Annotated in this window: 11 protein-coding genes and 1 pseudogene; 4 read left to right on the forward strand and 8 right to left on the reverse strand. The window is 69.1% G+C overall.

Features of this window, described 5'->3' with window-relative positions:
• Window positions 1-27: 27 nt before the first annotated feature.
• Window positions 28-2928, reverse strand: coding sequence for a UPF0182 family protein (locus H2Q94_RS26010; protein ID WP_258718632.1), 2901 nt, complete (start codon window positions 2926-2928; stop codon window positions 28-30).
• Between the two features lie 204 nt (window positions 2929-3132).
• On the opposite strand from H2Q94_RS26010, the gene H2Q94_RS26015 reads away from it, so the two are divergent.
• On the forward strand, window positions 3133-3666 hold the full coding sequence (locus H2Q94_RS26015; protein WP_243789786.1) for a PPA1309 family protein: 534 nt from the start codon (window positions 3133-3135) through the stop codon (window positions 3664-3666).
• 310 nt (window positions 3667-3976) lie between these two features.
• Here the strand turns inward: H2Q94_RS26015 and H2Q94_RS26020 are convergent, their stop codons facing one another.
• Window positions 3977-5002 carry a YlbL family protein gene (locus H2Q94_RS26020; protein WP_243789787.1) on the reverse strand — a complete coding sequence of 342 codons (1026 nt, stop codon included), beginning with the start codon at window positions 5000-5002 and terminating at the stop codon, window positions 3977-3979.
• A 140-nt stretch (window positions 5003-5142) separates the two neighbouring features.
• Here H2Q94_RS26020 and H2Q94_RS26025 point away from each other — a divergent pair, with 140 nt between their 5' ends.
• The gene (locus H2Q94_RS26025) at window positions 5143-6633 is read left to right on the forward strand and encodes a zinc-dependent metalloprotease (protein WP_243789788.1); all 1491 of its coding nucleotides are present in this window, start codon (window positions 5143-5145) and stop codon (window positions 6631-6633) included.
• Between the two features lie 82 nt (window positions 6634-6715).
• Here the strand turns inward: H2Q94_RS26025 and H2Q94_RS26030 are convergent, their stop codons facing one another.
• Window positions 6716-7255, reverse strand: a complete 540-nt coding sequence (locus tag H2Q94_RS26030; RefSeq protein WP_243789789.1) for a M48 metallopeptidase family protein — start codon at window positions 7253-7255, stop codon at window positions 6716-6718.
• A gap of 212 nt (window positions 7256-7467) precedes the next feature.
• On the opposite strand from H2Q94_RS26030, the gene H2Q94_RS26035 reads away from it, so the two are divergent.
• Together H2Q94_RS26035 and H2Q94_RS26040 are read left to right on the forward strand one after the other, a co-directional pair.
• Window positions 7468-7617, forward strand: coding sequence for a DUF5679 domain-containing protein (locus tag H2Q94_RS26035; RefSeq protein WP_184477094.1), 150 nt, complete (start codon window positions 7468-7470; stop codon window positions 7615-7617).
• Between the two features lie 240 nt (window positions 7618-7857).
• Entirely contained in the window at window positions 7858-9180 is a 1323-nt protein-coding gene (locus tag H2Q94_RS26040; RefSeq protein ID WP_243789790.1) for an ABC1 kinase family protein, read from the forward strand.
• Between the two features lie 19 nt (window positions 9181-9199).
• On the opposite strand, the gene H2Q94_RS26045 is transcribed toward H2Q94_RS26040, so the two are convergent.
• The 5 genes and pseudogenes from H2Q94_RS26045 to H2Q94_RS26065 all read right to left on the reverse strand — a co-directional run bounded on the left by H2Q94_RS26045 (window position 9200) and on the right by H2Q94_RS26065 (window position 13295).
• Window positions 9200-10060, reverse strand: a complete 861-nt coding sequence (locus H2Q94_RS26045; protein ID WP_243789791.1) for a class I SAM-dependent methyltransferase — start codon at window positions 10058-10060, stop codon at window positions 9200-9202.
• A gap of 11 nt (window positions 10061-10071) precedes the next feature.
• On the reverse strand, window positions 10072-10314 hold the full coding sequence (locus tag H2Q94_RS26050; protein ID WP_243789792.1) for a hypothetical protein: 243 nt from the start codon (window positions 10312-10314) through the stop codon (window positions 10072-10074).
• 208 nt (window positions 10315-10522) lie between these two features.
• Window positions 10523-10777 (reverse strand): annotated as a pseudogene (locus H2Q94_RS31040) (hypothetical protein); the annotation flags it as partial.
• A 108-nt stretch (window positions 10778-10885) separates the two neighbouring features.
• Window positions 10886-11068 (reverse strand): hypothetical protein, encoded by a 183-nt coding sequence (locus tag H2Q94_RS26060; protein ID WP_243789793.1) that lies wholly within the window; start codon window positions 11066-11068, stop codon window positions 10886-10888.
• Window positions 11069-11207: 139 nt separating this feature from the next.
• On the reverse strand, window positions 11208-13295 hold the full coding sequence (locus tag H2Q94_RS26065; RefSeq protein ID WP_243789794.1) for an ATP-dependent DNA helicase UvrD2: 2088 nt from the start codon (window positions 13293-13295) through the stop codon (window positions 11208-11210).
• Between the last annotated feature and the right edge of the window lie 34 nt (window positions 13296-13329).

Consider the following 13329-nt stretch of genomic DNA (forward strand, 5'->3'; position numbering starts at 1 on the left):
CAGGGCCGATCCGCGGCCGGGGGAAGGTCAGCCGCCGCTGCCTTGGAGTTGTTCGAATCGACCGACGGCGCGTTCCAGTTGTTGCAGTGCGCCGCCGAGGTCACCGAGGTTGCCGGATTGCTGCGAGGTCCGCACTCGTTCCAGGGCGCCTTGGATGTCGTTGACGGCGCTGCGGAGTTCGGGTGTGGTCTGCTGTCCGGGTTGTTGCTGGCCGGGGGGCTGCTGGGTCGGCGGCTGTTGGTCGCCGCCTTCTCCGGTGGCGTCGCCCGCTCCGGCGCCGAAGACCTGTTCGAGGGCCTTGGGCAGGGTTTCGGCGAAGCCGACGTTGCCGCCGAAGGACACGAGCACCCTGGCGAGCTGCGGGTAGGAGTCCTGCTCGTTGCGCTGGATGTAGATGGGCTCGACGTAGAGCAGGCCGCCCTTGACGGGCAGGGTCAGCAGGTTCCCGAAGATCGCGTTGACGTTGGGGTTGTTGAACAGGGTCCGGTTCTCGGTGACTTCCGGGGTGGACTCCATTTGGTTCTGGACCTGGTTGGGGCCGGCCGTCTGGGTGTTGGTGGGCAGCCGCAGGACTCGCAGTTTGCCGTAGTCCTTCGGGTCGGAGGACGCGGAGACCCAGGCGGCCATGTTCTGCCGTCGCAGCGCGGTGAGGGCGCTGGTGAGTTGGAACGTGGGGTTTTCTTGGCCTTCGACTTGGGCGACGACGTAGTACGGCGGCTGCTGGTTGCCGTCTTCTGCCGCGCCGCCTTGTCCGCCGCTGGTGGGGTCGGGCGGGACTTCCCAGAAGGTCTGGGTGGAGTAGAAGTCGGCGGGGTTGTCCACGTGGTACTTGGTCAGCAGTGAGCGTTGCACCTTGAACAGGTCTTCCGGGTACCGGAAGTGTTCGCGCAGTTGCGGGCTGATCTCGGAGCTGGGTTTGACGACGCCGGGGAATACGCCTTCCCAGGCTTTCAGCACGGGGTCGGGTTTGGTGTCGTCGGTTTCGTAGAGGTCCACGCTGCCGTCGTAGGCGTCGACGGTGGCCTTGACCGAGTTCCGGATGTAGTTGATCTGCTGGTTCGGCTGGCGCTGCACGCCGCGCAGCGTGTCGTTGGTGGCTTCGCCGAACTCGGTGATCTCGGAGTACGGGTAGTTGTTCAGCGTGGTGTAGCCGTCGATGATCCACTTGATGCGGCCGTCGACGACGGCCGGGTACGGATCGCCGTCGACCTTGAGCCAGGGTGCGACCTTCTGCACCCGGTCTCGCGGGTTCCGCTCGTAGATGATCTTCGAGTTGTCCCCGATGGCCTGGTTGAACAGGATGTTGCGTTCGGCGTGGTGGGCGGCGAACACGAGCCGGTTGAACCAGTTCCCGATCGGCACGCCGCCCTGGCCGTCGTAGGTGTAGGCACTGCGGTCGGTGTCGTATTCGCGGGGCGCTTCGCCGGGGTTGCCGCCGACGATCGCGTAGGTGTCGGCGAGTTCACCGAAGTAGCTGCGCGGCTGGTCCACGGGGATCTTGCCCTGGCCGTCGTTGGCGACGTCGCTGACGGAGAACACCGGGTAGCCGCCTTGGGTGCGGCCGTCTTCGAGGGTGGAGTCGACGCGGTCGGCGGGTGCGCTCACGAAGCCGTTGCCGTGCGTGTAGACCATGTGCCGGTTGATCCACGACTGCTGGTTCTCGGCCAGCCCGGCGGTGTTGATCTCGCGGAGGGCGACCAGGTAGTCCTGCAACTGCCCGTTCTCGTCGCGGTAGCGGTCGACGTCGAGCTTGTCGGGGAAGCCGTAGAAGTTGTACTGCTGGGTGAGCTGGGTGAACGTGTCGGACAGGACGCTGGGGTCCAACAGCCGGATGTTCGGGATGGTTCCGGTGTCGTCGGCGACCTGCTGCGGTCGCAGGTTCGTGACACCCGGGTAGTCGTGCACCTCGACCTTGTCTTCGCCGATGTCGAAGGCCTGGCGGGTGGCGGCGATGTTGCGGCGGATGGATTCCGCCTCGCGCTGGTTGGCGTTGGGCCGCACCGAGAACTGTTCGAGCAGCGCCGGTCCGACCGCTCCGACGAGCACGCTGGAGAGCACCAGCAGGACCGTGGCCAGTGCGGGGATCCGCAGGTCGCGCAGGAACACCGCGGCGAAGAACGCGAAGGCGCAGAACACCGCGATGCACAGCAGGATCAGCTTCGCGGGCATCACCGCGTTGAGGTCGGTGTAGGTGGCACCGGTGAACAGCGAGTTCCGCCGCGACAGCAGCAGGTCGTACCGGTCGAAGAAGTAGTCGACGGCCTTGAGGAGCACGAACAGCCCGGCGAGGATCGCCAGCTGCACCCGGGTCGGCGCCGACAGCTGCCCGGCACGCCCGGCGAGCCGCACGCCGCCGAAGATGTAGTGGGTGACCAGCGAGCCGAGGAAGGCGACGGTCACCGCGACGAAGGCCCAGGACAGCAACCAGCGGTAGAACGGCAGCTCGAACGTGTAGAAGCTGGCGTCGTGGCCGAATTCGGGGTCGGTCTGGCCGAACGGCACGCTGTTGAGGAACAGCTGCAACGTCTGCCAATCGGCCTGCGCGGCGAGTCCGCCGAGCACGCCGACCGCCAGCGAGATGCCGACGGCGAGCAGCACCGGCCGCGCGCTGATCACCGTGCGGTAGCGGGCCAGCGGATCATCGGGGCCGCTGATCGGCACGAACACCGGTCGGCTCCGGTAGGCGATCCACAGGTTCAGCAGCAGCACGCCGCCGAGGAAGACGGCTGCCGCGGCGCCGAGACCGATCCGGGTGAGCAGTTGGGTGGTGAACACCCCCCGGTACCCGACTTCGCCGAACCACAGCCAGTCGACGTAGGCGCCGACCAGACTCGACGAGATGATCAGGGCGGCGAGCACGACCACGCCGATGATCAGCAGGATCCGGCTCCGCCGGGACAGTTTCGGCATTCCAACCGGGGGCCGCATGGCCACAGGGCACACTCCAGGCGACGATCGACGGGCCGGGGCGTTGTACACCCCTCGCGATGTTCAACTCTACGATGCCTTGCGAGGTTCCCCCGATCGCACTCGAATTCCGGCGAATCCGACATCACATCGCCTGGTCGTGGCGGGTCCGGTGCGCTCGGAGCCGGTCCGGGGTGATCGGGACGGGGGTGCGACGATGAGCCCATGTCAGCCGCTGATGGCGAGAACCTCGCCGCCGCCCTGCCCGGTGCCGCACGCGAGATCGAGGAGTTCGTGTCCGCCGCGGGCTGGGATCAGCCCACTCAGGTGTTCGCCTTGGTCCCGACCGAGCAGCTGCTGGTCGCCGAGCCGAACCTGGCCGACGAGGTGGACGTGAACTCCCCGCTGACGCCGATCGCGCAGGAATCGCTGCCCGCGGAGGATCTCGCGGAGGCGTTGTCCCGCATCGAGTGGCCGGAACAGGTCGCGGGTTGCGCGCTGGTGCAGGAGATCGTGGTGCTGCCGCCGGAGGCGGAGGCCTCGCTTCCCACCGAGGACGAGCAGGCCCGCAACGCGGCGGCGGAGCACCCCGACCGCCAGGAGGCACGGCTGGTCGCGGCGGTCCTGCGGGCGGGCCACGAAACCTGCGTGCTGCGCCTGCGCGCGAGCGGCGAGGAAGGCGAAGCCGGCGAACGGGTCCAGGACCCGACACTCGCCCCGAACCTCCTCCGAGCCCTCCACGAAACCTTCGCCGCCTGACGGCCACCCCCCGAATGACCTTTTGATCGCTGCGCAAGACGGGCCTTCAGGTCGGCGCACCGGACGACCTCTGGGGCGGCGCGCTGGAGGCTCTTTGGCGCCCTGATGATCGTTTGATCAGTGTCCTGTCAGCGGCGAAGCCGCTGAGCAGTGACCACCAAAGCAAGCTGACCACCAGCGGGTTCTCAGCGGCTTCCTCGCGAGGACAGCTTTTTCCCTCGTGGCGGAGCCACTCGGGAAAAAGATCCCGCAGCGAGGAAGCCGCTGAGGTTCCGCTACCCGGACACCTACCCGGGCATTTGGAGAGACCTCAGCAGCTCGGCGGGACGCCGCCTTCGCGGATCACGTCCAGGGCGTGCGTCGCCTCGTCCAAAGTGCCTGCTCGGGCGAGCTGGAGTCCGTCCGGTGCCTGCGATTTCGCCTCGGCGCAGTTGCCTGCGGGCACCAGGAACGTGGTGGCCCCGGCTTCCTTCGCCATGATCATCTTGAACGGGATGCCGCCGATGGGGCCGACCTTGCCGGTTTCATCGATCTCCCCGGTGCCCGCGATGAAACGGCCGCCGTTGAGCTCCCCCGGCGTCAGCTTGTCCACGATGGCCAGTGAGAACATCAACCCGGCCGAGGGACCGCCGACGTCGGCGAGGCTGATCTCGATGTCGAACGGCACGTCCGGGCGGCCGACCGCGCCGACGCCCAGGAAGCCCTGCGGGCGCCCGTCGTCGTTCGCGCCCAGCGCCACCGGGACCGTGCGTTCCGGCTCGGTGCCGTGGCGGTAGGTCAGCTGGACCTGATCGCCCGGCTTGCTGCTCGCGACCGCGGCCTGCAACGCGGGCGGATCGGTGATCGGCTTCCCGTTCACCGCGATCAGCTGATCACCCGGTTCGAGCACCGCGTCGGCGGGACTGCCGGTCACGACCTGCCCCGCCAGCACCTTCGTCGGGTAGCCGAGGTGGTTCAGCGCCGCGGTCTCCGCAGAGGTCTGGGAGTCGTTGAACGCCCGGGTGTTCTCCTGCTCGATCTGCTGCTCGGACTTCTCCGGCGGGTAGTAGACCTCGCGCGGGGCCAGCGCGTAGCGACCGCTCACCCACAGCCCGAGCGCGCCCAGCATCGACAGGTGATCGGTCACCGACACCGTGGTCATGTTCAGGTTCCCGGCGGTCGGGAAGGTCCGCTGCCCATCGATCCGGATGACCGGCGTGCCCGCCTCTTCACCCAGGGTGTTGTAGGTCGGTCCCGGGCCGAGCGCCACGAACGGCACCGGGACGAATGCCCCGAGCAGCCCGAAAGCGGCTACCAGGATGACGCTGGTCAGTAACGTCCAGGTTCGACGGCTCACGAGGCGACAGGGTACGTGTTCGCCCTCGGCGAGATCCTCGGGCGGGTGATCGCCGGATCGAGCCACTAGCTGCGGACATCGCACCGGCGAAGGCGTCGAGCTACTTATCCGTGAGCGCGCGATCCGCGTACGGTGGAGGCATGAATGACATGCCGTTCGGGTTCGGCCCGCAGGATCCCGACGACGACCGCAACAAAGGGGAGTCGTCGGAAGGGCGCTCCGAGGGTGGCGCCGGCAATTCCGGGCAGCAGCCCGGCTTCGGTTTCGGCGGCGCCCTGCCGGGCGGCATGGGCGGCATGCCAGGGGGCATGAACTTCGACATGGGCCAGCTGGGGCAGATGTTCTCCCAGCTCGGCCAGGTGCTGAGCCACTCGGGCAGCGGCGGTTCGGGGCCGGTGAACTACGACCTCGCCAAGCAGCTCGCCGTGCAGCAGCTGCACTCGAACCAGCGCACCGAACGGCCCAGCCAGCAGGAGGTCAAGGGCGTCGAGGACGCCGTCCACCTCGCGGAGCTGTGGCTCGATCCGACGACGGCGCTGCCCGCGGGCGTGCGCACGGCACGGGTCTGGTCGTCGGTCGACTGGGTGGAGCAGACGTTGCCGACCTGGCAGCGGCTGTGCGACCCGGTGGCGCAGCGGATGTCCAACGCGTGGCTGGATGCGATGCCCGAGGAGGCCAAGCAGGCCGCCGGGCCGCTGCTGTCCATGCTCGGCCAGATGGGCGGACTGGGATTCGGTTCCCAGCTGGGCAACAGCCTCGCCGAGCTCGGCGCCGAAGTGCTCACCTCGTCCGATGTCGGCCTGCCGCTGGCCCCGGAGGGCACCGCGGCGCTGCTGCCCGCGAACGTGGCGCGATTCGCGGAGGGCGTGGACCGCCCGCTGGACGAGGTGACCTTGTTCCTCGCCGCCCGCGAGGCCGCGCACCACCGCCTGTTCAGCCACGTGCCGTGGTTGCGGCAGCGGTTGCTGGCCACCGTCGAGGAGTACGCCCGCGGCATCCAGGTGGACACGTCCTCGCTGGAGGACCTGGCGAGCAAGATCGACCCGGCGGATCCGAGTTCGATGCAGGAGCTGATGAGCTCCAACCTGCTCGAACCGAAGACCACCCCGGAACAGGAAGCGGCGCTGGCCAGGCTGGAGACGCTGCTGGCGCTCGTCGAGGGCTGGGTCGACGTGGTCGTGGCCGATGCGCTGGGCGAGCGGCTGCCGGGCTCGGGCGCGCTGAGCGAGACGATCCGCAGGCGCCGGGCGAGCGGCGGGCCGGCCGAGCAGACCTTCGCCACGCTGATCGGGCTGGAGCTGCGGCCGCGGCGGCTGCGGGACGCGGCGAACCTGTGGCGGCTGATGACCGAGCGGCACGGCACCGACAGCCGGGACCGGGTGTGGGACCACCCCGATCTGCTGCCGGACGCCTCGGACTTGGACGAGCCGCTGGACTTCGCCGACCGCTGGGGCGGTTCCTCGGACCTGGACGACCCGATCGCGGCGATCAAGCGCGCTGAGGAGGCGGAGCGGGCCGCCCGATCCGGCGAAGGCGAACCGACGGACTCGGGCTCGACGGACTCGGGTTCGACGGACGCCGACGACCCGAAGGATTCGGACGACAAGGGCGACGACTCCGACACGAAGTGAGCCGAGCGGGCGGCGCGAAGCCGGACTTCGCACTGCCCGCGCTCACCAACGGACGCACCTGACGCGGTTTGCGTCGAGGCGGTCAGTCTTCTTGGTCGCCCATGCTCAGGCCCAGGTTCGCCGCCGCGGAGAGCCCTTCGAGGTATCCGACGGCGCGCTCGGTCTTCGGATACCGGTTGACCCACTTCCAGAACTCGGCGCCGTGTCCCGGAACGAGAAGGTGCGCGAGTTCGTGCACCAGCACGTAATCGAGCACCCAGCTCGGCACGTCCTTCAGCCGGTCACTGATCCGGATGGCTTTGGTGCTGGGCGTGCACGACGCCCAGCGGGTGCGCATCGGCGGCACCCAGCGGATCGAGCGGGGCTCGGCGCGGCCGTCGAGGTACTGCTCGGAGAGCTCCCGGCAGCGTTCGGCTAACGCCGTGTCCGAGTCCCGAGCGGGTGACCTCCGGCGGGTCTCACTGCGTTGCAGGCGGCTGAGCATCTCCGCCACCCACTTCTTCTCCTCGGCCCTGCTCATCCGAGCCGGGAGCAGCACGATGACTTTGTCGCCGTCCCGGTACGCGCTGACCGTCTGGCGTCGGCGTTTGCTGCGACGCACCTCGACCTGCGGTTCTGCCACGAGATCTGACCTTAGCGAGTGGCACCGACATGGGGACATAACAGTGCGCTTTTCCACATGCCTACTGCGCGTGATCACCTAAAGCATTACTCCATTCCCCCTAACATGCGATCAGCTGAATGCAGTCATATCGATACGGCCACCTGTACGGTTCCTCCAGCGCAGCCCGAACGGGCACGCGCCGTAGCGATCACAACACCAAGGAGGACGCCGTGGCCGAGACCTACAACGGCTACTGCGTGAAATGCCGGGAGAAGCGGGACTTCCCCGGCGAGATCACGGAGACCAACGGCCGCCGGATGGCCAAGGGAACTTGTCCGGTGTGCGGTACTCGCATGACCCGAATCCTCGGGAAGGCCTGACAGGCTGGGGGCGGAGCTCGCGCGACTCGGGTGACCGGGCGACGGCACCTCAGGTGATGTCCGCCCGGAAACCGGCTCCACCGCACACGCCACGAGTGAGTTCCGGAACGGAACACGCCCACAACGCCGCTCGGGCGTCCCACAACAGGTCGGTGAAGCATTACGATGTGCTCCGGCCCCGGAGATCCGAAGAGCTTTCGGAGCCGGGGTGGTTCTCCTGCGCGCGGCAAAGGAGCCCTCGTGACCGACATTCCCCGCCGGGCGGCGCATCGCACCGCCAAACTCGCCAGCCTTCCGCTGGGCGTCGCGGGGCGGGTTGCCGCCGGGTGGGGCAAGCGCCTCAGCGGCCAATCCGCCGACGAGATCAACGCGGAGCTCTCCGCACGCACGGCCGAGCAGCTGTTCGCGGTACTGGGACAGCTCAAGGGCGGTGCGATGAAGTTCGGCCAAGCGCTGAGCGTGTTCGAGGCCGCCGTACCCGACGAAATGGCCGAGCCGTACCGCGAGGCGCTGACGAAGCTCCAGGCCGCCGCTCCCCCGATGTCCGCGGAGAGCGTGCGGCGGGTACTGGAGCAGCAGCTGGGGCGGGCCTGGCGGGACCGCTTCGCCGAGTTCGACGACGTTCCGGCCGCCGCCGCCAGCATCGGGCAGGTCCATCGCGCGGTGTGGCACGACGGCCGGGACGTCGCCGTCAAGATCCAATACCCGGGCGCCGGTGAAGCCCTGCGCTCGGATCTGCGCCAATTGAGCCGGTTCTCCCGGCTGTTCCAATCGCTGGCCCCCGGCGCGGAGATCAAACCGCTGCTCGCCGAGCTGCAGGACCGGATGGTCGAGGAGCTCGACTACCGCACTGAGGCCGACAACCAGCGGGCGTTCGCCGCCGCCTTCGACGGCGACGAGAACGTGCTGATCCCGAAGGTCGTCGCCAGCGCACCGCAGGTGATCGTCACCGAATGGGTCGCGGGCACGCCGTTCTCCACGATCATCGCCGACGGGGATCAGCGGCAGCGGGACGAGGCGGGCCGGCTGCTGGCCGAGTTCCACTTCTCCTCACCCGAGCGCTCCGGGCTGCTGCACGCCGATCCGCATCCCGGAAACTTCCTGATGGCGCCCGACGGCAGGCTCATCGTGCTGGACTTCGGCGCGGTTGCCCGGCTGCCTGAAGGAGTGCCCGCCGACCTGGGGCGGATGCTGCGGCTGGCGGCGGAGGATCGTGCCGACGATCTGCTGGAGCTGCTGCGCACCGAAGGTTTTGTGCCCCCGGGCAGCACGCTGCGCGCCGAGGACGTGCTGGCCTACCTGGGGCCGTTCGTCGATCCGGTCCGCGAGCCGCGGTTCCACTTCACCCGGGCGTGGCTGCAACGGCAGGCCGAACGGGTCGGCGACCTGCGCAGCCCCGATTTCCGGACGAGCCGGTCGCTGAACCTGCCACCGGACTACCTGCTGATCCACCGGGTGACGCTGGGCGCGACGGGCATCCTGTGCCAGCTGGACGCCGAGTTCGAAGCCGCGGAGATCATCACCCGCTGGCAACCGGGCTTCGCGAAACCTGCGACGGACTGAGCTCTTGCCGCCGCGGTGCTCAACTCCTGCGAGTGCCGACGTGGATCGTCTGGGCGAGCAGGTAGTAGACGTCATCCCTGGCGCCCGCGTAGTGCGGGCCGTTCGGGTCGAGCAGGGCGTCGACGGCGTCGAGGTCGTCTTGGGCGACGCGGCCCTCGGCTCCCCTGCGCAACCATTCGAGCCTGCGCAGCACCGCGGTCATCGCAGGTCCGGACACCGGCGCCGGCCGGTCCACCAGCTGCGTCCAGGACAGCACGTCGTCGAGCCCGGCCTCGGCCATGGCCTTCGCCCAGCCGGACGGCAACCGCACTGAGCTCGGCATCTCCGCCCGCATCTCGCGGAACCATTCGGCCCGTGCGGCCGCGAGCCGTGGTTCCAGGCCGGGTTCACCGACGCCGACGTCCCACGGCAGCACCCGTGGTTCCAGGCCGGACTCGACCAGCGCGAGCCGGCCGCCCGGGCGCACCAGCTTCAGCAGCCGCCGCAGCCCCGCCAGCTGGTCCGGCAGGTGGTGCACCACGAACGAGGCGAACACCAAGTCCGCCTGGCCCACCGCGGAAAGGTCACCACGAGCCACGTCGGCCTGCACCGAGAGCACCCGGACATCGGGGCCGGCCGTGGCGGCGGTGTTGCGCGCCGCCACGGCCAGCAGCTCCGGTGCCGAGTCGACGAGGATGATCGTCCCCCCGGTGTCCCACATGGCGTCCGCGAACGCCGTGGCCGCACCGCCCGCTCCGGAACCGACGTCGATCACCGTGCGGTCCTGCGGGCGGAGCAGGTCGCGCACCAGATCAGCGGTCTCCGGGGCGGCCAGCTCGTCGCCTTCGCGCAGCCGCGCGATCTTGGCGTCCCAGTCGATTCCATCGTGCGAGTGAGCCACGAGCGTGCACTTTACGGCCTGGTGATCTGCCCCTCCGCGTGGTCCGCACGTTGCTGCGCGTAATGCGCCAGCAGGCGCCACCAGCGACCGGCGGTGGCCTGCCGGGCCAGCCGGTCGCGGTGCGCCTCGACCAGCAAGTCGCGTTGTCGGATACGTGCCATGTCTTCGGGCATCAACATTCGAATCGCTTCCTTCGAGCCGTTCGTGCCGTTCGGGGCGTTCTGGTGGATCCGGGTGAAATCGACGAGGTTCATGCCGCTCGCTCCTTCGGTTGCGCGGTTCGGTCGCCGGTTTCGGTCCGGGCGACCGCGGGCTCGGCCGGTACGGGGTTCTTGCGGGGGCGGCCGCGGGAACGTTTGCGGGCGACCACGGCGCCGCGTTCGAAGATTTCGCCGCCCCAGACCCCCAGGGTTCGCCGCGGGACAGCGCGCCTTCGAGGCAGCGCTGCTTGAGCGGGCACCGTGCGCACAGGTTCTTCGCCCGTTCCAGGTCGCCCGGGTTTTCGGCGAACCACAGGTCGGGGTCCCGTCGACAGGGCACCTCGTCCGCCCGGTCGGTGGCGCCGTCGAGCAAAGCTCCGACGGCGCCGTCGTTTCCTGCGTCGACAGCCCTGCCTTCGGGCTGTATCGGGACGCTGGTGGTCAACATCTCTCCTCCTGTCTGTTCGGGGCAGTGCACGTGCCCGCACGGACGGTCGGTATTTCCCCAGGAACACATTCGGATGGCGCTTCTTCTCTAAGTGGAGATACAAAAAAGGCCGCGGACCCGGCTGGTGCGGGTCCGCGGCCTTGAAGAAGAGCCTGGAGCGAGTCCTCGGTCAGGAGATCAAGGATCAAGCTCCGCGCGAACCGGCACGAAACGGCCATCAACCAGGAGGCCGCCGTCATTCGGACGCGGCAGAGTGATGACACGCTCATAGCCAGGCTGGGTCGCTGTGCGACCACGGAACAGCGCGATACCCCCGGACATGGGGTGGCCAGGGGTACCGAGCTTCTGAATGCCGGTCATCGCTGCCACCTCCCCTCCGGATCACGCCGGGTTCCGTACACCACGGCTTGCGCTATTGCAGAGTATGAGGCGCCGGAAGGGTGCCGCAACCGATTTTTCGAGATTCCGCCGATGGAGGCGAAGTTCCTGCTCAGCGAGGTCAGTTCCGGTCGTTCTCGCGCTGGATCAACGCCAGCACGTCATCGCCGAATCTGCGGACCTTGCTGGCGCCGATCCCGGAGATCGCCACCAGGGCCGCCTCATCGGACGGGCGCTGTTCGGCGATGGCGGTGAGCGTCGCGTCGGTGAACACCACGTAGGCGGGGACCTTCAACTGCTTCGCCCGATCACCGCGCCAGGCGCGCAACCGGTCCAGCAGGCCCTCGTCCACGTCGGACGGGCAGGTCGAGCACCGGCCCAGCTTGATGTCCATCGTGCTCACCAGCACCGACTCGCAGTTGCGACAGCGCGGAGTGGCCTGCTTGCGGGTGGGGCCGGGTTCGGGCGTGCGGCCCTTCGCGGTCAGCGCGGCCGGGTGGCGTTCCGGGATGAGCCCGTAGAGGAACCGGCTGCGACGGCGGTAGCGACGCCCGTCGGCGGCCCGCGCCAACGCCCAGGACAGGTGCAGGTGCTCGCGAGCTCGGGTGACGCCGACGTAGAGCAGCCTGCGTTCCTCCTCGATGCCCGCGTCGTCGTCGGCGTGCTGGATCGGCAGGGTGCCTTCGGCGAGCCCGGCGAGGAACACCGCGTCCCATTCCAGGCCCTTCGCCGAGTGCAGCGAGGCGAGCGTGACGCCCTCGACGGTCGGCGGGTGCTGCGCCTCGGCGCGCAGCTCCAGCTCGGCGACGTAACGGGCCAAGTCGGCTTCGTCGGCGATGGCCGCGAGCTCCTCGGCGAGTTCGACGAGCGCGATCAACGACTCCCAGCGTTCCCGCGCCGAGCCACCGGCCGGAGGTTCCTCGGTGAGCCCGACCTCGGCCAGCACGGCCCGCACCGAGGCGGGCAGGTCGGACCCCGGATCGGCACCGCGGTTGGCGGCGGTGCGCAGCGCCACCACGGCCTGGCGCACCTCGGGGCGGTTGAAGAACCGTTCGCCGCCGCGCACCTGGTACGGGATCTCGGCGTCCGACAGCGCCTTCTCGTACACCTCGGATTGGGCGTTGACGCGGAACAGGATCGCGATCTCCGACAACGCCACGCCCTTGCCCGCCAGCGCGGCGATCTTGCGAGCGATGGCCTCCGCTTCGGCGGGCTCGTGGTCGTACTCGGCGAAGTCCGGTTCCGGGCCGTCCGGGCGCTGCCCGATCAGCTTGAGCCGGGTGCCCGCGGGACGTTCGCGGGCGGCGCCGATCACCCCGTTCGCCAGCGACACGACCTGCGGTGTGGAGCGGTAGTCCCGCTCCAGGCGGACCACGGCCGCCTCCGGGAAGCGCTTCGGGAATCCGATCAGCCACTTCGGGGCGGCCCCGGCGAAGGAGTAAATGGTCTGGTTCGCGTCGCCGACCACGGTCAGATCATCGCGGCCGCCGAGCCACGCGTCGAGCACGCGCTGCTGCAGCGGGTTCACGTCCTGGTACTCGTCGACGACGAAGGAGCGGTAGCGGCCGCGGAACTCCTCGGCGACCTCCGCGTGCTCCTCCAGGATGGCGACGGTGTGCAGCAGCAGGTCGTCGAAGTCCAGCATCCGCGCGTCGTTCTTGAGTTCCTCGTAGGTGGCGAAGACCTTCGCGAGCTGCTGCGGAACCACCGGTGCGTCGCGCCCGGCGCGGGCGGCGGCGGTGGCGTACTGGTCCGGGGAGATCAGGCAGGACTTGGACCATTCGATCTCACCCGCCAGGTCGCGCACCGATTCCTTCTCGGTGGACAGGCCGACCCGGTTCGCGGCCTGCATGACCAGGCGGAACTTGTTGTCCACCAGCGGCCACACCTGGGAGTCGTGCACCCGCGGCCAGAAGTAGCGCAGTTGCCGGAACGCGGCCGCGTGGAAGGTCTGCGCCTGCACTCCGGCGGCGCCGAGGGCGCGCAACCGGGTACGCATCTCACCTGCCGCGCGGGCCGTGAACGTCACCGCGAGCACCTGCTGCGGAACGACGAGGCCGCGCTGCACCAGGTGCGCGATGCGGTGCGTGATGGTCCGAGTCTTGCCGGTCCCGGCGCCCGCGAGCACGCACACCGGACCACGCGGCGCCGTGACCGCCGCCCGCTGCTCCGGATCGAGTCCTTCCAGAAGTCGCGGTTGATCGGCCATGCCGGGCATCCTCGCAGAAGCACCCTCCCCATCG

Origin of the sequence: Saccharopolyspora gloriosae (genome assembly GCF_022828475.1) — a bacterium.
Taxonomy (GTDB): domain Bacteria; phylum Actinomycetota; class Actinomycetes; order Mycobacteriales; family Pseudonocardiaceae; genus Saccharopolyspora_C; species Saccharopolyspora_C gloriosae_A.